At 73.9% G+C, this 22294-nt stretch carries 14 protein-coding genes and 1 pseudogene; 7 read left to right on the top strand and 8 right to left on the bottom strand.

What is annotated here, in order from left to right:
* Positions 1 to 12: 12 nt before the first annotated feature.
* Positions 13 to 3228, bottom strand: a complete 3216-nt coding sequence (locus ACIA8F_RS31565; protein ID WP_399383920.1) for an NACHT domain-containing protein — start codon at positions 3226 to 3228, stop codon at positions 13 to 15.
* 198 nt (positions 3229 to 3426) lie between these two features.
* Here ACIA8F_RS31565 and ACIA8F_RS31560 point away from each other — a divergent pair, with 198 nt between their 5' ends.
* Complete coding sequence (locus ACIA8F_RS31560; protein ID WP_399384020.1) at positions 3427 to 5235, top strand: protein kinase; 1809 nt, start codon at positions 3427 to 3429, stop codon at positions 5233 to 5235.
* A gap of 412 nt (positions 5236 to 5647) precedes the next feature.
* On the opposite strand, the pseudogene ACIA8F_RS31555 reads toward ACIA8F_RS31560, so the two are convergent.
* A pseudogene (locus tag ACIA8F_RS31555) lies at positions 5648 to 6394 on the bottom strand (IclR family transcriptional regulator C-terminal domain-containing protein); the annotation flags it as partial.
* 812 nt (positions 6395 to 7206) lie between these two features.
* Entirely contained in the window at positions 7207 to 7734 is a 528-nt protein-coding gene (locus ACIA8F_RS31550) for an RNA polymerase sigma factor (RefSeq protein WP_399383918.1), read from the bottom strand.
* A gap of 312 nt (positions 7735 to 8046) precedes the next feature.
* Between ACIA8F_RS31550 and ACIA8F_RS31545 the strand changes: the two genes are divergently transcribed.
* Positions 8047 to 10293 (top strand): hypothetical protein, encoded by a 2247-nt coding sequence (locus ACIA8F_RS31545; RefSeq protein WP_399383916.1) that lies wholly within the window; start codon positions 8047 to 8049, stop codon positions 10291 to 10293.
* A 254-nt stretch (positions 10294 to 10547) separates the two neighbouring features.
* Positions 10548 to 12263 carry a methionine--tRNA ligase gene (gene metG / locus ACIA8F_RS31540; protein ID WP_399383914.1) on the top strand — a complete coding sequence of 572 codons (1716 nt, stop codon included), beginning with the start codon at positions 10548 to 10550 and terminating at the stop codon, positions 12261 to 12263.
* 128 nt (positions 12264 to 12391) lie between these two features.
* Here metG and ACIA8F_RS31535 read toward each other — a convergent pair whose 3' ends face one another.
* Both ACIA8F_RS31535 and ACIA8F_RS31530 read right to left on the bottom strand, forming a co-directional pair.
* Positions 12392 to 13921 (bottom strand): YfcC family protein, encoded by a 1530-nt coding sequence (locus ACIA8F_RS31535; RefSeq protein WP_399384018.1) that lies wholly within the window; start codon positions 13919 to 13921, stop codon positions 12392 to 12394.
* A 26-nt stretch (positions 13922 to 13947) separates the two neighbouring features.
* A complete protein-coding gene (locus ACIA8F_RS31530; RefSeq protein ID WP_399383913.1) occupies positions 13948 to 15363 on the bottom strand; it encodes a M20/M25/M40 family metallo-hydrolase in 1416 nt (471 codons plus the stop codon).
* Between the two features lie 306 nt (positions 15364 to 15669).
* Between ACIA8F_RS31530 and ACIA8F_RS31525 the strand changes: the two genes are divergently transcribed.
* Both ACIA8F_RS31525 and ACIA8F_RS31520 read left to right on the top strand, forming a co-directional pair.
* A complete protein-coding gene (locus ACIA8F_RS31525; RefSeq protein WP_399383911.1) occupies positions 15670 to 16269 on the top strand; it encodes a hypothetical protein in 600 nt (199 codons plus the stop codon).
* Positions 16270 to 16344: 75 nt separating this feature from the next.
* Positions 16345 to 17121 (top strand): hypothetical protein, encoded by a 777-nt coding sequence (locus ACIA8F_RS31520; protein ID WP_399383909.1) that lies wholly within the window; start codon positions 16345 to 16347, stop codon positions 17119 to 17121.
* Positions 17122 to 17185: 64 nt separating this feature from the next.
* Here the strand turns inward: ACIA8F_RS31520 and ACIA8F_RS31515 are convergent, their stop codons facing one another.
* From ACIA8F_RS31515 to ACIA8F_RS31505, 3 genes are all read right to left on the bottom strand, one after another.
* Complete coding sequence (locus tag ACIA8F_RS31515; protein WP_399383907.1) at positions 17186 to 18364, bottom strand: MAB_1171c family putative transporter; 1179 nt, start codon at positions 18362 to 18364, stop codon at positions 17186 to 17188.
* Positions 18361 to 18918, bottom strand: coding sequence for a toxin-antitoxin system, toxin component (locus ACIA8F_RS31510; protein WP_399383906.1), 558 nt, complete (start codon positions 18916 to 18918; stop codon positions 18361 to 18363). Before ACIA8F_RS31510 ends, ACIA8F_RS31515 begins: the two co-directional genes overlap by 4 nt.
* 64 nt (positions 18919 to 18982) lie before the next feature.
* Entirely contained in the window at positions 18983 to 19651 is a 669-nt protein-coding gene (locus tag ACIA8F_RS31505; RefSeq protein ID WP_243338946.1) for a helix-turn-helix transcriptional regulator, read from the bottom strand.
* Between the two features lie 224 nt (positions 19652 to 19875).
* Here ACIA8F_RS31505 and ACIA8F_RS31500 point away from each other — a divergent pair, with 224 nt between their 5' ends.
* Positions 19876 to 20865 (top strand): helix-turn-helix domain-containing protein, encoded by a 990-nt coding sequence (locus ACIA8F_RS31500; protein WP_399383904.1) that lies wholly within the window; start codon positions 19876 to 19878, stop codon positions 20863 to 20865.
* 64 nt (positions 20866 to 20929) lie between these two features.
* On the top strand, positions 20930 to 22279 hold the full coding sequence (locus ACIA8F_RS31495) for a 6-phospho-beta-glucosidase (protein ID WP_399383902.1): 1350 nt from the start codon (positions 20930 to 20932) through the stop codon (positions 22277 to 22279).
* The last annotated feature ends 15 nt before the right edge of the window (positions 22280 to 22294 follow it).

Genomic DNA, 22294 nt, shown 5'->3' with positions numbered 1-22294 from the left:
CCGAAAGTCCAGTCAGAATTCGGTGGTGACGGTGATCCGGGAGGGCAGCGTGGCGAGACCGTCCAGCTGGGCCGCGGGCAAGCCGATGCCGAGGTCCTCGAGGGCGCGCGCGCCTGCCAGGGGGGACAGGTCGACGGTACCCGTCAGGGCCGGCACGCCCCAGAGCCTGCAGTGGGTGAGCCGGGGGAAGGCGTGGGGCAGCCTGTCGATGATCTTCTGCCCGGTGACCGTCTCCTCGAGGTCGCTCACGTCGAGGCGTGTGAGTTCCGGAAGCACGACGTCCGGCGGAAGGGCGCGGAAGGAGTCCGCCTCCACGGTGAGGTGGGAGAGCGCCGGAAGGCCGGCGAACTCCCGCCAGTCCTCGGCCGTCGCGGAGCCGGAGAATCCGAGGGATTCGAGCAGGGGGAAGCGGCTGATCCCCGTGAGCTGCGACCGGTGCGGGAGGTGGCTGTACATATGGAGCTGCCGGAGGGGAGCGTGTGGCGGGAAATCGGCCGGCGTCCAGCTTTGGAGGTCCACGCCGAACACCGAGAGGCTGCGGAGGCCGGGCAGCTGCCACAGCGGACGCAGGACCACGTCCGTCCCGATGTCGATGACCAGCCGCTGGAGGGGAAGCCCGGCGAGCGGAGAGAGATCGGAGACCGGGGCGCACCGCGCGGCGGTGAACGTTTCCAGCCGCGTCTGGCCGACCAGGAAGGACAGGTCCGGAACGTTGCGATCCGAGAGGTGCAAGGCCGTCAGCGCGTGCCGGGAGAGGTAGGAGGCGAGGACTTCCCCCGTCGGGCCGCTCCTGACGTCCAGGGATTCCACGGGCACCCCCAGTCGCTCCAGGAGGTGGATCTGCTCGTCGGAGGTGACGGTGTGGTTCAGTCCCGCCGGGTTCAGCCGCGCGATGACCTCTTCCGCGTACCGCACGGTGTCGAAGCGCGACCAGGCCCACACGAGCTGGCTGCGGATGTCGAGGGGCGCGTCCCGTCCGGCGGCGTACTGCGCCAGGAAGGGGACGGCGGCGTCGGACGCGACGTGGGAGGCCGCGATGACCACGTGGCGCGCGTCCGATGGGCCGACGGCGTCCGGGCCGGGGAGCAGGTCCAGGATCAAGGGGCCCACGTGCGCCAGGGCGCGGGCCTCGTCCTCGCTGTTCGGCGGGATCAGCCTGGCGGTGCGTTCCTCCACTGCCGCGCGGACGGCCGGCTCCAGCGTCGTGGCGTGCTCCAGGCAGGCCGCGGCGAGGAGGTAGACGCGGAAGCGGGCGCGCTCGTCCTGGGTGCGGTCACCGAGGCCCAGCATGTCCTCGAAGAGGGCCACCCGCTCGCGCGGCCGGGCCAGGGCGACCGCCATGCGGATGACGTCCTCCCACTGATCGTCTGCGGCGTGCGCGGCGAGCAGGCCGAAGTCGCCCTCCTCCACCGCCGCCCGTGCGCCCAGGAAGTCCTGGAAGGTCCGGTGGACGAAGTCCACCGTCCCCGGGGCCGGTTCGCGGAGCAGGCCGCTGCGCTGGAGGAAGTGGTCGAAGACGGCCGGTGCCTCACCCAGCGCTGCCGCCTCCGGGACGGCGGGCAGGGCCCGGCCGATGATGTCCTCGGCCTGGGAACGGTCCATCTCCGTACGGCCGTTCTTGATCAGCCAGTAAGCGAGCCGTTGGAGGAGTTCGAGCTGCGGCTCCTCCCGGAGGTCGGGGACGTTCATGTCCCGCTCCCGGTCACGGCGGCTGATCAGCATGGAGAGCGCGGCCTCGTACAAGTCCTTCCGGCCGTGCGGGAGATAACCCCGCCGGTCGCGGTGGAGGGCGCAGATCAGGCCGCACATCAGGGGGTTGGTGGCCAGCCGGCCGAGGTCCGGCTTGGTTCGGACGGCGGTGAGCAGCTGCGCCTCGTACGCGTCGAGTTCGGCGTTGGCCTCGGATCCGTCGCGGGTGGCCGCGTGCCAGCGCCTGATGAATGTGGCGGTGTCGGCGCGCCCCATGGAGGACAGCGTCAGCTCGCTGAAGGCCTCCTCCGCGAGCCAGTCCTGGCCGACGGCCGAGGGGCGCGAGGTGACCAGCCAGCGGTTGCCGGTGTCGCCGTATGTGTCGATGAGGTCCCGCAGCCAGCGGCGGGTCCGCTCGCGCTCGGGCTCCGGGATCTCGTCGATGCCGTCGATCAGGACCAGTCCCCGCCCGGCGGCGAGCACCCGGTGTTCCCATCCGGCGGGCTGGGAGCCGGCGAGGGGGCAGCCGATCGCGGCGAGGAAGTCCTTGGGGGCGGGGAGGCGTTCGCCATGGCGGGTGAGGGTGCGGAGGGGGAGCACGAAGGGGATCCGGCCGCGGAGGTACGCAGGCCGGTCCGGCCGGTCCTGCTGCGCGGCGGTGACGGCCAGCCACTGGACGAGCGTGGTCTTGCCCGAACCGGCCTCGCCCCGCAGGAGGACGCGCGGGGTGCGGGCCAATGCCTGCTCAGCAGGCTGGGGTTCCAGGACGGGCTGCGAGGCGAGGAAGTCCTCCGCGGTCTCGTAGGCGTCCCAGGAAGTCCCCGCGCGCCCCAGCGGCGCCGCCTCCAGGCTGAGGTAGGCCACGTCCAGCGGCCAGCGCCCCGGAGAGTTGCTCAAGTCGATGCCGTAGATGGTGAGCTTGGAATGCTTCCTCGCCACGTACGGGAGGTACGTCGCCTCGAACGCGGCGTCCGTCGCGTCGGGGAGCGGCGTGCGCCGGATCAACTCGTCCGTCTTCGCCGTCAGTTCGTGGACGGCCCGGGTCTGGCCGACCAGCGCGTGCGCCGTGAAGGTCTTGCGCTGGGTGAAGAACTCCAGGATGTGCAGGCAGGCGGCGCCCAGCAGGGCCTCGTAGAAGTGCGTGGCGTCGGCCGAGAGGTGGCGCTCCGGGCGGTCGGCCGCGCGGCGCAGTTCGCGGGCGAAGGCCTCCGGGCCGAGCCGGACGGCGTCGACGTCGGTGATGGTGAGGTCGCCCAGGGCGTGCAGGGTGGCGGCGAGGGCGTCGGTGACGGCGTTCTCCTCGTCCGCCGGGATCCGGCGTTCGCCGGGGCTCAGGGCCTGCCGGACGAGGGTGGCGGCCAGGGTGCGTACGTCGGACTCGGTGAGGGTGCGCTTCTCGCCCCTGAACGAGACGTACCCGGAGAGCCGGACCGGCTTGTCGACCAGCCCCGCCCCCGGAGCGTCGGCGACGAAGAACTTCCTGACGAGGGGGCCGATCACGGCCGTCGCCAACTTGAGGCCGATGGCCGTGGGTTCCACGTGTTCCCCCGTAGATCTGTGCCGGTGCCGCCCGACGCGATTCTAGAGTGCGGCGGGCTCGGCCGATGGGGGAGCGGGCTACGGCATCATGGCTCCGGGATCGGGTGAGGGGGGATCGCGGTGGCACAGGACGAGGCGCACGGCATTGTCGTGGTGGCCGGGCGGTACCGCCTGGAAGACCGGCTGGGCCGGGGCGGGATGGGTACCGTCTGGCGGGCCGCCGACGAACTGCTCGGGCGTCCGGTCGCCGTCAAGGAACTGCACGCGGGCGAGGACGACGGGGACGGTGCGGGCGCGGGGGCGCTGCGCGAGGCGCGGGCCGTGGCCCACGTGCGCCACCCCCACGTCGTCGTGGTCCACGACGTCGTCGAACACCGCGGGCGCCCCTGCATCGTGATGGAACTCGTCGACGGTGGTTCGCTCGCCGACCTGATCTCCGCGGGGAAGACCCTCACCCCGGTCGAGACGGCCCGTACGGCACTCGCCCTGCTCGGCGCCCTGACCGCGGCGCACGGCAGGGGAGTGCTCCACCGGGACGTGAAGCCGGCCAACGTCCTGATGGAGTCGGGGACCGGCCGGGTGGTGCTCACCGATTTCGGCATCGCCCGGTTCTCCGGGGCCACCACCATCAGTGAGACGGGCGCCTTCGTCGGCTCGCCGGAGTACACCGCCCCCGAGCGGATCCAGGGAGCCGCTGCCGGGCCGGCCGCCGACCTGTGGTCGCTCGGCGCGCTCATGTGCACCGCGCTGACCGGGGAATCGCCCTTCCGCCGCGATTCCCTCGGCGGCGTCCTGCACGCCGTGGTCACCGCGGAGATCCGCCCGCCCGCGCAGGCGGGGCCGCTCCTGCCGGTCATCCGGGGCCTGCTGGAACGCGATCCGGAGCGGAGGATGGCGGCGGCGGAGGCGGACCGGCTGCTGTCGGCGTACCTGGCCGGCGGCGGCCCGGTGTCGGTCGACCGGGTCCCGGCGCAGGCGGACCGGGTCCCCGCGCAGGCCGACCGGGTCCCCGCGCAGGCCGATCGCGTCCCCGCGCAGGCCGACCGGGTCCCCGCGCAGGCCGATCGCGTCCCCGCGCAGGCCGATCGCGTCCCCGCGCCGGGCGACCGCGTGCCCGGGGCCGTCGACGCCGAGGGGCGTCCGGGCTCCGAGCGGACGGACGGCTCCGGCCCCGGCGGCGGGGCCGTCGCCGGTCCCGTAGCGGGGCCCGCCCCCGCGCCGGCCCCCGCGCCCGGGCCGGAGTCCGAAGGGCTGACGGCCCCGGCCGTGGCCCCGCGCCCGACGGCCAGGCAGCGCGTCGCCACCCGGCGGGGCCTGGGCCTCGGAGCCCTCGCGGCCGCCGTCGTCCTGGTGGCGGGCGGGCTGGTGGCGGGCGTCGACCCGCTGCGCTCGCTGTTCGGAGCGGGGGAGGCGGAGCAGGGCTCGCGGAGCGTGCAGGAGGCTCCCGGCGGTTCCGCGGGCCCGCTGACGGCCCCGAGTCCGGTGGGCGGTACCCCGAGCGGGGCCGGACCGGCCCCGAGTCCGGCGGGTGCCACCCCGGGCGGGCCGCCCGTCGGGTACCGGACCTTCGTGGACCCGCAGGGCTTCACCATCGCCGTGCCCGAGGGGTACCAGCGGGCCACCGATGACCAGCGGGTCTTCTACGTCTCCCCGGACGGGGCCTTCCGCGTCGGGATCCGGGTGAAGATGCCGGTGCCCGGCGGTCCGCTCGGCGTGATGCGGCAGGCCCACGCCAAGGGCCCCGAAACCAACCCCGGTTACCGCGGCGGCTCGGTCCTCGCCACGACCTACGGCGAACTTCCGGCGGCCCTGTGGGAGTTCACCTGGAACGGCTTCGACGCGGCCGAGGGCCCCCGGCACACCTACGACCTCTGCTGGGACCAGAACGGCCGGATGTACGACATCTGGGTCTCCGCTCCGGTCGACGAACTCCCCGCTGCCAAGCGGCACTTCGACGCCGCCGTGGCCACCTTCGTGCCCGGCGCACCCGGCACCGTCGCCCCCTGACCACGCCGGCCCGCACCCGACCCGGTCTCCTCCCCGGTCAGGTGCGCAGCACCACCAGCCCGTCCTGACCGTCGGCCGTCCGCAGGCTGCCCGGGACCAGCGGGCCGAAGGTGCGCGGGAGCGCCAGGCCCGGGGCCCCGTCGCCGCGGGGGGCATCGAAGAGGTACGCCGCCTCCGAGTCGCTGTCGCTGACCAGGTGCGGCCCCTCCGCCCCGCCGGTGGCGGCCCGCGGCAGCGGGGTCCGGAAGACCCGGCGCAGCTGGCGCAGGGTCTCCGCCGTCACCGGGACCGGCAGCGGCCCGGCTTGCGGTTCCGGCCGCGGTTGCGGCCCGTGGGTCCCGGTGGATCCCGCAGTCTCCGCCGCGCCGTCCTCCGAGGCCTGCGCCGCGCCGTCCGGCGGGATGGCCCCCGCCAGGAGCAGCGCGAGGAGCACCGGGACGGCCTTCAGCCGGAGCGCCTGCGTGGCCCGGCCCAGCCGGTGCGCGTGCCCGCCGGGCAGGGACAGGGCGAGGCTGCCCGCCGCGTCGCCGAGCGCCAGGGGGACGGCCGCGCACACCACGCCCGGGGCGTACTCGCGCAGGTCGAAGACGGGCGCCCCCGGGGCCACCGCGTCGAGCGCGCTGAACAGGGCCCGGCTGTCGGTGATGGTCCGCTCGGTGAGCCGGGCGGGCCGGTGCCGGGCCACGTGGTCGGCGCGGCCGTCGTGATCGAGCTGGCTCAGCAGGCACTTGCCCACCGCGCTGGCGTGCGCGGCGTCCCGGAAGTCCACCCACTCCCGCACCGGCGGGGCGCCGGGGCCGTCCGCCATCTGGGTGATCCGGACCTCCCCCTCCGCGTACCGGCTCAGGTACACGGCAGCCCCCGCGCTGTCCCGCGCCAGGGCCAGCGTGCGCTGCAACTGGGCCGCCAGCCCCCGGCCGCCCGGGGCCGCCAGCAGGTCGAGGGCCGGCCCGGGGGCGTAGACCCCGACGCCGGGGCGGTACGCGTACCCCTCCTCGCAGAGCATGGACAGCAGCGGCCGGAGCTCCGCCCCGGCCAGGCCGGCCTCCCGCCCGAGCCGGCCGGCCCGTACGCCGAGCGGCCGCCGTTGCAGGACCCGTACGACGGCCAGGGCGCGCCGGGCGGTCTCCAGGGCCTCGCTCCCGCCGGGCTGGACCACGGTCCCGCGGGCCGCCGCCGTCAGCGCGGGGTGGCGCAGCGGACCCGCCCCCAGGCGGCCCGCCCCCGGCCGGGGCGGCCGCGCCGGGGCGGCCGGCGGCCGGAACGCGTCGAGCGCCCGGGACACCCCGGGCCTGGGCAGCGGCACCGGGCCCAGGTCGGGGTCGTCGAGCTGGTCGACGTAGCGCAGGACGGCCGCCTGCGCGCACAGCCGTACCTCGCGCAGCTCCCGGCGGCCGCTCGGCCGGAAGCGGCGCCGGCCCAGCTCCCGGGCCCAGACCCGGGCGTCGTGGTGCTCGCCGCGCCGGGAGTGGTCGAGGAAGAGGCAGTACGCGGCGTGAATGGTGCGACTGTGCCCGGACCCGGCGGCGAACTGCCACCAGAACCGGGCGCCTTCGCGCAGTCCGGCCAGGTGCAGCAGACAGCCGAAGACCACGGCTCCGGGCAGGTCGGCGTGGCCGCCGCTCTCGAAGGCGTCGAGCTGCTCCCGGGCCCCGGTGGTGCACACGGAGGCCAGGCAGGCGGCCTTGAGGTCCCGTCCGGCCCGTTCGGAGTCCACCGGCAGGTCGCGCAGGGGGTCGCTCCAGCCCAGCGTGCGGCGCCGGGCGTGGGTGCCGCCGCGCCGGGGGGCCGGAGCGGGGAGCGGCCGGGCGCCGGAGGCGGTGGAGTCGGCGGCCCGCAGCAGCCGGGCCTCCGCCGCGCCGAGGTCGTAGTGCGGATAGCGGTCGCGGACGCCGGCCCGGGCCAGGAACTGCTCCAGGGGGCGCGGGAGTCCGCCGTCCTCGCGGCGGGTTCCGCGGCCCGTGTTGCGGTTCATGACTCGGCCGAGGCGTCGAGCAGCCGGGCGAGCCGCCGCTGGGCCTGGCCGAGCTGCGAGCGGACGGTGGCCTCGTCCACCCCCATGATCGCGGCGGCTTCGCCGGGCGTGCACTGGAGTCCGTACCGCAACAGCACGGCGTCGCGCTGCCGTTCGGCGAGCCGGGAGACGGCGGAGTAGAAGCGGATGGCGTCGGTGAGCACCTCGTACTGGTCGGCTTCCGCGTGGGCTTCCTTGAGCGCCGCCTCGAACGCACTGGTGTCCATGGGCTCCGGCCAGGGGCTGCGGCGGAACTGGCGGTCTATCAGCCGCTGTTTGAGGACGGTCCACGCGTAGGCGTCGAGCCGGTCCATGTGCAGCATCCGCAGCCATTCGCCCATGATCGAGTCGAAGGCGGCGTCGACCGTCTCCTCGGCCGCCGCGTCCGAGCCCAGCTGCAGGTACGCGAACCGCATGTAGGCCGGGCGCCGGTCGGCGTGGAAGGCCCAGTACGACAGGCGCGCCGGCGCGTTCCACTGGCTCATGGGCGCGGGCCGCCTTCGCCGGCTCGGCAGACCCACGGCCCCGCCACCGGACTCCTCCGGAAGACCGCTGCCATCGCTCACCGCTCACCCCATCCCGTGTGCGGGGCAAGGAAATCAGCGCGGGCGCACTCGGAGGGCGCAGAGACGAAAGCTGGAAGAATTACGTTCGGTGATGATCATGTGCTGATCGATGTCGATCGCACGCGCGCTCAACCAGCGCAAACGCATATGCCGTTCTCTCATGCGCCCGATATGCGCCCCTCGGGAAAGCACGGCATGTGACCATCCCAAGATTCACTCGTTTGTCGGAGGGTGGGTACAACACAGCGATTCGGCTCCACCGCCGTGGAGCAGGCCGAGGCCGTCCTCGTCGAGCACTACCCCCAACTGGTGCGGCTCTCCTACGTGACGCTCCCGGTCACCCTGGGCCGCCATACCCGGGTACTCCTCGCGCACAAGGCCGTCCAGCGGGCACTCCCGCGCGGCGGGCGCGGAAGTACCCAGGCTCCGGCCGGTCCCGACGGGCCGGGCGGCCCTCTGACCGAGGTGCGCGTACGGGTCCTGCGCGCGAGCCTGGCCCCGTCCGGCCGGGCCCGCATCGCCGCGGCCGGGCTCGGGTGGCCGCCGGTGCCGCCCTTCGTCTGGGGGCTGCGGCTGTGGCCTCCGGCGGGCGGGATCGACGAGCCGGCCCGGGTGCTGGGCGCGGCGCCGGGGCCGGTCCGGGCGGCGTTCGTGCTGCACGGCATGGACGGCCTCCCGGAGGAGGCGGTGGCCCGGCTCCTCGGCGCGGCGGGGGTGGCCGACCCGGCCGACGCCGTGCGCGAGGCGCTGGCCGCCTGGCGGGAGTGGGCGGGCGGCCCCGGGTGCTCGGAAGCGGGCCGCGGGGCCGGGCCCCGGGCGCCGGAGGCGCGGGCCGCCACGGAGCCCGGTGCGGTGCGCGGCGGTGCTCCGCCGCCGGGCCGCGGAGCACCGGCGGGGGCGGCGGGCGGGGCCGGCTTCGGCGCTGCCGGCTTCGGCGGGGCGGGCTTCAGCGGGGCCGGCTTCGGCGGTGCCGCCGGGAGCGCCGCCCGGGAAGCCGGCGGGAGCACCGATGGGGAAACGCTCCTGCGGGGCCCGGGCGGCGCCGAGTTCGATGCCGCCGTGGTCAGCGCCCGCCCCACCGACCTGCTGCGCCGACGGCGCCGTACCCGGGCCGCCTGGACCGCCGCGGCCGCGCTGGCCCTGGCCGCCGTGATCCTCGCGGCCGACGGTTCCCCGCCCCGCCCCGAGGCCTCCCCGCTCGCCGGACCGGCCGTCGCCGGGGCGCTGGACCCCGCCCGGCTGGTCCGGGTCCCCGCCGAGGCCTGGGCGGACACCGCCCGCGTCGACTTCACCGCCTGGCCCGCGCGCGGCGCCCGCACCGCCGACCGCGGTCTGCTCGCCCGTGCGCTCGCGGCCTGGGCCGCCCGGCCCCGGGAGGTGGCGGTGACGGCCGCGCCGGGCACGGCCACCGACCCTCCGCTGCGCGCCCCGCAGCTCCTGTACGCGGGGGACGTCGCCGGGCGGGCGGTCGTCCTGCTGCTCGACGGGGACCGGGTGGTGCGCTACGGCGAAGCCGCCGACGGGCCGCGCGGCCGGGAGCTCGCCTTCGCCCGTACCGACGAGGCGAACGTGACCACCGCCGCGGCGCTGGTCCTCAGCCGGTCCCCGGCGAGCGGCGGCGGGAGCACGGACGGCGGCCGGGCCAGGTACCTGCTCGCGCCGTGGATCGCCCGGGCCGGCACCCGCGACCTGCTCCGGACGGGGGAGGGGACCACGCCGCTGCCCGTCTCCGCCGACGGGGTCACCGAGGAGACCGCGGTCCCGCGTACGGACGACGGCGGCAGCTCCGCCGGCTCCGGCGACCCGGGCGGAGCCTGCGCGGCGTGGCCCGTGCTGGAGCTGACCTCCTCCGCCCGCATCGTGGAGAAGCACGCCTTCGTCCTCGCCGACCTGGGCGCGCTGACCCCCGTACACCTGACCTACACGCCCCTTCCCGACGGCCCGGCGGCGGTGGCGGCGCGCCAGCCGCGCGAGGCCACCGGACCGGCCGCGCGGGCGGCGTGGGCGCCGGTCGCCTGCCGGCTGCGGGAGTACCGGGCCGGCGGGGTGCGGGCCGTCAACATCTGGGACTTCGCCGGCTCCGAACTCCCCGACGGCGCGGGCCGGGCCGTCTGGACCTGCACCCGGGCCTCCGGCTGGGCGGGTCCGGGCGACGTCCTGGTCCAGCTGCGCCTGCCCTCCGGAGCTCCGCAGGACGTGGCGCGGGCCCGGGAGACGGCCGCGTGCGGACGGTTCGGACAGCACCTGCTCGCGGGCACCCGGTGGAGGTCCCCGGCCGGCCGCTGGTACCTGCTGGCGGCCGGCAGCCGCGAGGTCGCGGGCATCACGGCGGCCGGCGCCGTCCGCGCGGAGGCCGTCGGCCGGACCCTGACCGTCCCCGTCGCCGGTCCGCAGGGTCCGGCGGCCACTTTGACGGCGAGGCTCGCGAGCGGCGTCCGGATCACCGCGATCGACGGCGCCCGGGGTGGCCGCGACTGACCGCGCGCCCCGGTGGGACGGTGTTCCACCGGGGCGGACGGCGGTTCGGGGGCTGCCCGGCCCGCTGTACCATGACCGCAGCGCGAGGGCCGTGACGCAGAGGTCACAGTCCTCGCTTTTGCGTTGCACCCGTCAGTTCTGCGCTGTACCCCCCAGTCCACCCCGAAGAAATGCGGCGCGTGGCGTTTCGGCGGTTCGATACGATGAACCGCACGTCACGTTGTACCGGCATATATGAAATGGAGCATCCGAGGATGGCTCGACACCTGATCACCAGCGCGCTTCCCTATATCAACGGGATCAAGCACCTGGGCAACATGGTCGGGTCGATGCTTCCGGCGGATGTGTACTCCCGGTACCTCCGCCAGCGCGGCCACGACGTCCTCTACATCTGCGCCACCGACGAGCACGGCACCCCCGCCGAGCTCGCCGCGAAGGCGGCCGGCCTCTCGGTCGCCGAGTTCTGCGCGCAGGCCCACGACGCCCAGAAGGCGGTCTACGACGGCTTCGAGCTGTCCTTCGACTACTTCGGCCGCAGCTCCTCGGAGCAGAACCGCGAGATCACCCAGCACTTCGCGCGCCAGCTCCAGGCGAACGGCTTCATCGAGGAGCGCGCGATCCGGCAGGTCTTCTCGCCGGTCGACGACCGCTTCCTGCCGGACCGCTACGTGGAGGGCACCTGCCCGCACTGCGGCTACGACAAGGCCCGCGGCGACCAGTGCGAGAACTGCACCCGCGTCCTGGACCCCACGGACCTGATCGAGCCCCGCTCGGCGATCTCCGGCTCCACCGAGCTGGAGGTCCGCGAGACCAAGCACCTCTTCCTCCTCCAGTCCAAGCTCCAGGTCGAGGTCGAGGCCTGGGTCGCGGAGCACGAGGAGGAGTGGCCGCAGCTCGCGTCCTCCATCGCCCGCAAGTGGCTGACCGAGGGCCTGCACGACCGCGCGATCACGCGCGACCTCGACTGGGGCGTCCCGGTCCCGGCCGACACGTGGCCCGAGCTGGCCGCCGACGGCAAGGTGTTCTACGTCTGGTTCGACGCGCCGATCGAGTACATCGCCTCCACCAAGGAGTGGGCGGACGCCGATCCGGCCAACCGCGACTACAAGTCCTGGTGGTACAAGGCCGAGGACGTCCGCTACACCCAGTTCATGGCCAAGGACAACGTCCCGTTCCACACGGTGATGTTCCCCGCCACCGAGCTCGGCGTCCGCGAGCCGTGGAAGATGGTCGACTACGTCAAGGCCTTCAACTGGCTGACGTACTACGGCGGCAAGTTCTCCACCTCGCAGAAGCGCGGCGTCTTCACCGACCAGGCGCTGGAGATCCTCCCCGCCGACTTCTGGCGCTACTTCCTCATCGCCAACGCGCCCGAGTCCGACGACTCCTCCTTCACGTGGGAGCACTTCACCGCCACGGTCAACAAGGACCTCGGCGGCACCCTCGGCAACTTCGTCAACCGCGTACTGACCTTCTCCCGCAAGAAGTTCGGCGACGAGGTCCCCGCCGGCAGCCCCGCCGGCGAGAGCGAGGCCAAGCTGGGCGCGCAGATCGCCGAGCTGCTGGCCGAGTACGAACTCCACATGGACACGCTCCAGTACCGCAAGGCCGCGGCCGCGCTGCGCGCCCTGTGGTCCGCCGGAAACGCCTACCTCGACGAGAAGGCGCCCTGGACGGAGGTCAAGACCGACCTGGACGGTGCGGCCCTCACCCTGCGCACGGCGATGAACCTCATCCACCTGTACGCGGTGGTCTCCGAGCCGTTCATCCCGGCCTCGGCGCGCGCCATGCGCTCCTCGTTCGACCTCGCCGACGACACGGCCACCTGGGTCACCCCGGAGCAGGCCGCGTCCCTCGACGCGGTGCCGGCGGGTACGCCGTTCACGGTTCCGCCGGTGCTCTTCCCGAGGATCACCGAAGAGGACCTGGAGTCCTACCGCGAGCGCTTCGGCGGCAACCCCGAGGCCTGAGCCGTACCGGCCTCCGGAGCACCACTGCTCCAGGGCATCTGCACACGCAGGGGCGCGACCTGTTCGGGGTCGCGCCCCTGCGCGCGTTCCTCACGGCGCTGAGCGGGCCGCCGCACGCGCCGGCGCCGTCACATCGCGGCGCCCAGGGCCAGGAACCCGCAGATCAGCACGAAGAGGATGCCGAGCAACGGCCAGACGAAGCGCAGGTACTTGTCGTAGCCGACCTTGGCCAGTGCGACACCGCCGATGGTGACGGCGGTGGTCGGGACCCAGAGGTTCATCCAGCCGCTCGCCGACTGCCAGGCCGTCACCATCAGCGCGCGGGAGACCCCCGCGAAGTCGGCGAGCGGGGCCAGGATCGGCATGGTGAGCGTGGCGTGCCCCGAGGTGGAGGGGATCAGGAAGGCGAGCGGGAGGTTCACCAGGAAGACGATGATCGCGAAGACCCCGGACGAAGTCCCCTTCACCACGCCCTCGATGGAGTGCAGCACGGTGTCGGTGATCTGCGAGTTGTTCATGATGACCGTGACCCCGCGGGCCAGCATGATGACCAGGGCGGGCGAGATGAAGTCGGCGGCACCCTGAATGATCGTGGAGCTGAGCTTGGCCTCGCCCATCCGGGCGACCAGGCCGATCAGCACGGCCGCGCAGATGAACAGCGCCGCCAACTGGGCGAAGGACCAGTCCAGTTCCCAGGCGTACGGGGTCGCGTCCGCATCGCCGGTGAGCGCGCTCGACCAGGGCACCACCGAGAAGATCATGAAGGCGAAGACGAGGACCAGCAGGACCAGCACCGTCTTGTGCAGCCCGGTCAGTTCCGGTTCCGCGCCCTCGGGGTATTCGGCGCCGGTGGCCTTCTGCTCCCGGTCCCCGGGCAGGAACCCGCAGATCGACTTGGCGGGGTCCTTCTGGACCCGCCGCGCGTACCGGATCACGTAGAGCACGGTCACCGCGGTCAGCACGATCCACATGAGGAAGCGCAGCCCGATCCCGTCGCCGAGCGAGATGCCGGCCGCCGAGGAGGCCACGCCCGTCGCGAACGGGTTCACCGTCGAGCAGAGCACGCCGACGCCCGCGCCGAGGATGGCGGCGCCGACCGCGACCAGCCGGTCGTAGCCGAGGGCCAGCATCATCGGCACCAGCAGTCCGTAGAACCCGAGGGTCTCCTCGGCGAAGCCCTCCACGGTGCCCAGGATCGAGAAGACCACCATCACGGCGGCGATCAGCAGCGCCCCGCGGTCGCGCAGCCGGTGGGCCAGCCGGGCGATGCCGCGGTCGAGGGCCCCGGTGGCGAACACGACGGTGATGAAGGCGCCGATCGCGAGCACGAAGAGGAACACTCCCGCGCTGCCGTACAGGTCACCGCTGAAGGTGGGCCCGACCTGGCCGGTCTTGGGGTCCTGGAGGCCGTAGAGCCCGTTGACGGGGGAGAGGAACAGGTCGTTCAGGCGGTCGGTGAAGCTCTGGGTGCCCTCGACCCGGTGGTAGGTGCCGGAGACGGGCGCCCCGCTGTCGCTGCGGTCGTACTCGCCGGCCGGGACGAGGAAGGCCAGCAGCCAGATCCCGACGGTGACGACGGCCAGGATGGTCAGGGCGCTGGGGAAGGAGAACTTCCGCGCGGGTGGCGGCTCCTGCGGCGGCTCCTGAACGGTCGGGATCCGGGGCGGGGCCGGAGGCGTCGTAGTCACTTCTCGCCTCCCGCGGACTCCGTGGCCCGCGCGGGCCGGGAGGAGTCCGCGCCGAAGTCCGCCGCGTACTCACGGACGAAGGCGGCCATCGCCACCACCGTGTTGCGCACCTCCGACAGCAGCACCCGCTCGTTCGGCGCGTGCAGATTGCACATGCTGTCCTGGGCGCCGAACAGCAGCACCTCCGCGCCCGGAGCCGCCCGCGCGAGGCCGTTCACCAGCGGGATGGAGCCGCCCGTGGCCACGTACGAGGCCTCGGTGCCCCAGGCCTCCTTCAGCGCGGTCAGCGCCGCCCGGTACGCCGGCCCGCCCGTGCGGGCCTCGAAGCCGGGGCCGGTGTCGCCGGGGGTGACCGTGAGCGGGATCCCGAAGGGGCGCTGCGCGCGCAGGTGTGCCACGAGCGCGGCCCGGGCCTGCTTCGGGTCCTGGAGCGGATGGAAGCGCAGGTTGAGCTTGGCCCGCGCGTACGGGACCACGGCCGAGGCGGCCCCCGCCACGTCCGGGGCGTCCAGCCCGATGACGGTGACGGCGGGCCCGCTCCACAGCCGCTCCCCGAGCGAGCCCGTGCCGATCAGCGGCAGCCCGTCCCGGACGGAGGCCAGCTCGCGGAACTCCTCCTCGGTGTAGGTGGTTCCCTCCCAGGGATCGCGGCGCAGCCCGGGCACCGCCACGTCCCCGTGCTCGTCGTGCAGGGTGGCCAGTGCCCGGAGCAGCACCAGCAGGGCGTCGGGGGCGGCTCCGCCGAACTCCCCGCTGTGCCGTGCCTCCGCGAGGGTGCGCACCTCCACCACGACCTCGCAGGCGCCGCGCAGACCGGTGGTCAGGGTCGGGGTGCCGGGGCGCAGGTTGCCGAGGTCGGCGATGACCATCGCGTCGCAGGCGAACCGGTCCGGATCGGTGGGCGGGTAGTCGTCGAAGGGGCTGCCGTACTCCTCCTGCCCCTCGATCACCAGCTTGATCCCGACGGGCGGCCGGCCGCCGTAGACCCGGAGCATGCCCAGGTGGGCGATCACGTTCGACTTGTCGTCGGCGATCCCGCGCGCCCGCAGGGCTCCGGGGACCCCGTCGACGGGCGTCGGTTCGAAGGGCGGGGAGAGCCAGAGGGACGCGGCGCCGGCGGGCTGCACGTCGTAGTGGCCGTAGAGCAGGACGGTCGGTGCGCCCGGGTGCGGGGGCGGGATCTCGCCATAGATCACCGGCGCGGTGTCGGGGAGGTCGATCCGCTCGACGGAGGGGACGCCCGCCTCGCGCAGCAGGGAGACGATCAGGTCGTGCGCCTCCAGGACCGGCTCCGGCGGGTATCCCGGGAAGGCGACCGAGGGGATCGACGCGAGCCGTTCCAGGTCGGCCCGGAGGCCGTCCATCAGGGCGTCGACCTGTGCTTCGAGGGTCTGCGAGCCGTCCGCGTCCACCTGCCACCGTCCCTGTGCTCCCCGGGGCGACCCCGCTGAGCTGCGGGATCGGGTTCTCCGATCATCGGCGGGCGGAGCGGGCCGCGCCGTGACGGAGTGGACCGGACGGGTGAACGGAGGCCGCGGGGGTCCGGGAGCCGGGGCGGGCCGGGGCCGGATCGGGACGGGTACTGGACGGCCCCGCGGTGGCCTGAAGTGGACACCCCCTAGGGCTGATCTTGACTGTCTGCCGCGTATCGAAGCACCGCCGTGATCGTTTCTTCAGGCGTAGTCCTCATCCCTGCTGCGGAATCGGGAGAACGCGCGGTGACCGCTTGGCAGTACTTCGCCGGGGCCGGCCTGGTGGCGGCGCTCTGCCCGCTGCACGGTCACGTGGCGGTCGCCGGAGACGGCCACGGGCGGGGCGCCCGGGTCGACCTGTGCGTTCCCGCCGGGTCGCAGCCGCGGCCGCGCGGGGGGCCCTCCGCGTCCGCTCCGGGTCCCGGTCCGGCTCCGGCCGTGCGGCCGTCCGCCCGGTCCACCCCGCGGGTGCTGCTGCCCGGCCCGGCCGCGCCGACGGTGCGTCACCCGGGGCTGGGGCCGCTCGCTCCCGCCCGGCCCGGCCCGGCGGCGGAGCCCGGCCCGGGGCCGACGGCGCAGGCAGGGCCTGCGGCGGCGCAGCCGCGGGCGGCCGCGGCGGGGCGGGCCGGGGTCGCGGAGGCCGCCCCGGGCGGAGCGGCGGCTCCGCAGCGGGCCGCAGCGGGGGCCGCGGGGGCGGGGCGCTTCCACGTGCGCCCGTACCACTCGGCGGCCCTGGCGCGGCGCGGCCCGGACGGTATGTCCACCCTCATGCTCATGGTCGTCGTCACGACCCCGGCGGTGCTCGCGGCCGTCGCACTGCGGCCCCGTTCCCGGAGCCGCGGCTAGCCGAACCGCCCGCTTCAGTCCGCCGAGTCCGCTCGGTCCGCCCAGTCCGCTCCTTTCGACCTATGGAGAACCCCCGTGTCCGAATGGCTGGTCCTGGCCATCGCCATGGCGCTCGTCTGCGCCCTCGTCCTCGCCTTCACCGCGATCCGGCACCGCCGGGTCGCCGCCGACGAGGACACCAGCGAAACCCCCGACGTCCTCGAATACATGGTGATGATGGTCGGCGTGGTCTACGCGATCGTCCTCGGCCTGGCCATCGCGGGCGTCTGGGAGGCGCGCGGCGCCGCCGAGGACAGCGTGCGCCGCGAGGCCCAGTCCCTGTACGAGGTCACCCAGCGGGCCGACGTCTACCCGGCCGCCGTGCGCGACCGGATCCGCGGCGAGGTCGACGCCTACGTGTCCCACACCGTCAGCGTGGACTGGCCGCGGCTGACCTCCGGGGCCCCGGTCTCCACGGAGGGCGGCGAACTGCTCGGCAAGCTGCGCACCGACGTCACCCACCAGAGCCCGGGCAACGAGCTCCAGGCCCAGGCCTACCAGCCGCTGCTGGACCACATCGCCGCCGCCGACGACGCCCGCCACGAGCGGACGCAGAGCGACGAGTCCACGCTGCCGGGGGTGGTCTGGCTGGGGCTGGTCGCGGGCGGGCTGGTCACCGTCGGGCTGATCTTCACCCTGCAGATCCGCCGGTCGGGGCGGGAGCTGCTGCTCGCGGGGCTGTTCAGCGCGCTGATCGTGTTCCTGCTGTTCATGGTGTGGAGCTTCGACGCGCCCTTCGGCCGGGACGGGATCGACTCGGCGGCGCCGTTCCAGGACCTGTTCCCGGCACTGGCCCTGGCCGCCGGGAGCTGATCACCGGGAGCTGATCCCCGCCAGCCGATCACCGCGCGCCGGCGGCGGCCCCGTGGCCGCGGGATCAGCTCCCCGACAGGGAGGACTGCCGCCGGCATTCGGCCACCACGCGGGAGTTGCGCAGCGCGTGCGAGATCCGGACCAGGTCGCGGGGCCCGTCGGCGGGCGGCGGAGCCCCCTCGTCGCTGGCCCCGATGACCCGCCCCTCGGGGTCGGCCGCCCGGGCGCGCACGGCGGCCGCGACCATGGCCGCGTCGGCGACGGCCCGCGCGGTCTCCTCGTCGGCGCCGGTCCCCAGCGCCCGCTCCAGGGCGTCGTCCCGGTGGCGCTGGTCGAAGTACGGGCCGAGGTGCAGGAAGCCGTCGTGGATGTCCGACTCGCGCTGGATCATCCGCAGCTCCGCGGCGGACCACCAGGACATCCGCACGCTGGGCACCGGCTGCGGACCGCAGCTGCGCACCTCGCGCCAGAGCGTGCCCAGGCGCCGGTACGTGGACCAGAACCGCCAGCTGTCGCTCAGCCGCTGGAACACCAGCGGGAGCACGAAGCCGATGGCGCTGACATTGGCTCCGATGGAGGCGACGGGCGGCGCCACCGAGGTGCTCAGCCAGTCCAGGTCGTGGCCGGTCCAGCGGGCGACGACGGCGGTCATCTTGGTGGCGTCGTAACAGAGGTTGAAGACGTAGCCGATGACGATGATCACGAGGCCGACCCGGAGCCAGCCGCGCACCTGGAGGGACCAGCGCCAGCACATCGCGACCATCACGATGGCCGCCACGTTGTGGGCCAGCAGGTAGAGGGCGATCAGCTCCCGGATGAAGGGGGTGTTGGCGTAGTACGTGTCGAAGTCCCGCAGCCGTTCGACCGGGGTGTCGCCGAGGGCGAACAGCACCATCAGCACCACGATCACGGCGGAGTAGCCGAGGATCCAGGCGCGCGCGATGCGCCGGGTCTCCTCCGGGGGACCGCCGCGCCAGTTGACGATCAGCACGAGGCAGGCCGCGCTGAAGGCGGTGATCAGGCAGTAGACGAACGGGGCGGAGAAGTTGGTTACGCCGGTCCAGCGGTTGACCGCCTCGATCGTGGGCGGGGCGGCGAAGGTGAAGACGGCGCCGGCCAGGGCGAGCAGGGAGCAGACCGACCGCAGGAGCGGATCGCGCCAGTTGTTCCGTAGCGTCGGCAGTTTGAAGGCGAGTGCGATCGCCATCGCGGCTGCCGGTGTGTAGTAGTCCTGGCCTTTCAACGGTCGTTCCTGTGCCCCCGGTATCCGAGCGCGGCCTCGATGCGGCCGGCCAACTGGTCCCGCTGTGCCGGTGCGCGGTGGCCGGCCGATCCGACCAGCCAGGGGCGGCACCGGCTGCCCAGCAGCAGACCGAAGGTCTCGGCCTCGGTCTCCTCCTGGACGTCGGCGCGCGTGCGTGCGGCGACCCGGCGCACGGTCTCGCCGATGTCGGCCTTGTCCGACAGCAGCCGGGCGGCGACGGCGGCGCCGTCGACGTGGTGGCTGCAGTGACCGGCCTTCATGTGCCACAGCTCGTGCCCGAGGATCACCAGTTGGTGGTCGGGTGCGGTGCGTTCCTCGATGACCACCAGATCGCGGTCCGCCATGTCGAGCCACAGGCCGCTGGCCGTTCCCGGCGGGAACGAGGCCATCCGGAACTCCACCGGGCGGCCGCGGTGCTTGCTCATGCCCTCGCAGAGGGCGGCGTAGAGGTCCACAGGTTCCACGGGGGCGGGCAGGCTGATGCCTGCCACCAATTCCCCGCACAACCGCCGCTGCTCTCTGCCTATGCTCACCGTTCTCCCCGTCGGCGCGGATCCGGATCAGGACTCAAGGATCAGACCCAGACTTTCGACTGGGTCAGGATTCGTTCGGTTTGACGCTTTCGAGAAGCATGTCCAGCCATTCGGTCACCTTGTCCCGGTGCTTGTCGCTGGGCAGTTGGGCGGCGCGCCAGGCGATGCCCCGTACGCCGTGGTTCTGGAGAAGTCTTGCCAGCGGATCGCCCGCCGAAGCGGCCGGAGCGGGTGCTGTTTCCCGCGCGCGGCCCGCGAAGTCCTGGAGCAGCTGTTGCTCGGTGCGCTGGAGGGCGTCCGTGAGCGCGTCCGCGTCATGGGCGGTGAGGAAACCGGCGTGCACCCCGAAGAACCGCTGGATCGCGTCACAGTGTTCCATGGTCGGCCGCCGGTCGCCGTTGATCAGGGCCCCGGCCTGCTGGCGCGACATGGCGGCGCCGTCGGCGATCTCCTGCTGCGTGTAGCGGCGGCCGTTGGGCTTCACGCGGGTGCGCCGCAGCAGGTCGAGGCGCTGGAGGAACCGGGTCTGGAGATCGGGCTCACCGGCGGGCCGGCCGTCCAGCAGGCTCCGCACCACGTCGGCGGGTACGCCCGAGGCCTCGGAGAGGCGGCGCAGGTCGAAGACCTGGTTCAGGTCGCGGCCCAGCTTGCCCGCGAGTTCTGCGACCCGCGTGACGGTGGCTGCCAGGAGCGTGTTGGCCACCGCGACGGGAGCCGGGAAGCCGTCTGTCACCAGTGGTTCTCCTAGATCGCGCGAGGTCGGGGTACGGGCACGTGGTCGGCCACTGGAATCTATCCGTTCTCCGTCCGTACGGCTAGAACGTGCCACATCTGTGGCGGGAACGAGCTGTCAAGAGGCTGGAATTGCCACAATAGTTGACACTCGAATGAAGTCGGTAGCAGGATCGCCACACGGAAATGAAGATCCAGACCGTAAGGAAGAGGGGGGAGCTCTCGGTGCCACATCTCGCAGCGGTGGGCCCGTCCGATGGCCTCGCCCACATCGGTGGGGAGCGCCTCGCGGGCGAGGAGTCCGCACGCGGCGCCGTGCGGTCGGAGCGACGCAAGGAGATTTTGCGCCAGCGCCGGGAGGAACTGGGGCTGAGCCAGGAAGACCTGGCGGCGCGGCTGCGCATCAGCGTGCGTGCGTACGGGAACTGGGAGCGCGGGCTCGTCAAGGAGTGGACGGACCGCAAGCTCCTCGCCCTGGCCGAGGCCCTGGAGATGAGCGAGCGGCAGTGCTTCTGGCTCTTCCGGATCATGGTCGACCGCGACCCGCCGCCCACCTGGCGCGCTTCGGAGGACAGCCGGCTGCCGGACGACCCGGCCCAGCGCGACTACCTGTGCGACTACGCGGCCCTCATGGAGGCCGTGCCCTACCCGAGTTTCCTCGTGGACCACCGCTGGGACGTGGCCCTGACCAACTCGGCGTTCGACCGGCTCTTCCAGTCGGTGCGCCCGCATCCGACCGCCCTGCCGGACGACAACTTCCTGCGCTTCGTGCTGTTCCACCCGGACGCCGCGGCCGTGCTGGAAGACCACGAACCGGCCTGGTGCGTACCGCTCCTGGCCCGCTTCGCCACCGCGCTGGCCGCCGACCCCGAGGACGAGGGACTGCGCAGCATCCGCCAGGAGGTGGCCCGTGACCCGTTCATGGAGGCCGCCTACCGGTACGGAGTGCCGCACTGGCTGACGACCCACGGGACCGAGGCCGCCGAACAGGACGGCGCCGTGCGCACCGTGCGCCACCCCGACCCGGGCTGGGGCCTGGTGCGCTGCCGGATGGTGGCGGAATCCGGCCCGATGCTCGACGGCATGGGGCTGACCCGGATGACGCTGGTCCTCTCCACGCCACAGGGCCTGGCGACGGGCCCGCTGCCGGGCGGTCCGGGCGCGCAGCAGCACCAGCCGCCGCGGCTGCGGGCCGTGCCGTCGCCGGTGGAGTGATCCGGCGGGGGAGACTGGTGCCACGGCATCCTGGCACCGGAGCACAGCGAAAGGCGGTAAGGGCGTGCGGCTGACGATCCTCGGCGGAGGCGGATTCCGGGTACCGCTCGTCTACGGAGCCCTGCTCGGCGATCACGCCGAGGGCAGGGTGTCGCACGTGACCCTGTACGACGAGGACTCCGGGCGGCTCCGTGCCATGGCCCGGGTGCTCGCGGACCAGGCCGCCGGGATCGCGGACGCCCCCGCGGTGACGGCCACCACGGATCTCGACGAGGCCCTGCTCGGCGCCGACTTCGTGTTTTCGGCCATTCGCGTCGGAGGGCTGGAGGGCCGGGCCGCCGACGAGCGGATCGCCCTGGCCGAGGGAGTGCTGGGCCAGGAGACGGTGGGCGCGGGCGGTATCGCCTACGGCCTGCGGACGGTGCCGGTGGCCCGCGAGATCGCGCGCAGGGTGGCCCGTACCGCCCCCGGGGCCTGGGTGATCAACTTCACCAACCCGGCCGGCGTGGTCACGGAGGCCATGGCCGACGAGCTCGGGGACCGGGTCATCGGCATCTGCGATTCGCCGGTCGGGCTCGGGCGGCGGATCGCCCGGCTGCTCGGCGCCCGGCCCGAGGAGGCCTGGATCGACTACGTCGGCCTCAACCACCTGGGCTGGGTGCGCGGGCTGCGGATCGGCGGCCGCGACGAACTGCCGCGGCTGCTGGCCGACGCGCAGGCGCTGGAGTCCTTCGAGGAGGGCCGGCTGTTCGGGGCCGAGTGGCTGCGCTCGCTCGGTGCGATTCCGAACGAGTACCTGCACTACTACTACTTCAACCGTGACACCGTACGGGCCTACCAGGAGGTCAAGCAGACGCGCGGGGCGTTCCTGCGCGACCAGCAGCGCGGGTTCTACGCCGAGGCCGGACGGCCGGATCAGGCACCCGGGGCGGCGCTGGCCGCCTGGGACCGGACCCGGGCCGAGCGCGAAGCCACGTACATGGCCGAGAACCGCGAGGTCGCGGGCGTCGGCGAGCGCGAGGAGAGCGACCTGGAGTCGGGCGGGTACGAGCAGGTGGCCCTCGCCCTGATGCGCGCCATCTCCCGCGACGAACGCGCCACCCTGATCCTCAACGTCCGCAACCGCGGCACCCTCTCGGTGCTCGACGCCGGGGCCGTCATCGAGGTGCCCTGCCTGGTCGACGCCAACGGGGCCCACCCGGTCGCCGTCGACCCGCTGCCGCTGCACGCGGTGGGCCTGGTGACCTCGGTCAAGGCCGCCGAGCGGGAGGTCCTCGCCGCGGCGGCGAGCGGATCGCGGGCGGACGCGGTCAAGGCCTTCGCCCTGCATCCGCTCGTGGACTCCGTCGCCGTGGCCCGGCGGCTCGTCGCCGGGTACACGGCGGAGCATCCGGGGCTGGACTACTTGCGCTGACGGCCGTCGCACCCA

Source organism: Streptomyces sp. NPDC051563, assembly GCF_044454225.1.
Lineage (GTDB): Bacteria > Actinomycetota > Actinomycetes > Streptomycetales > Streptomycetaceae > Streptomyces.
This window is presented reverse-complemented; position numbering and strand designations above follow the sequence as displayed.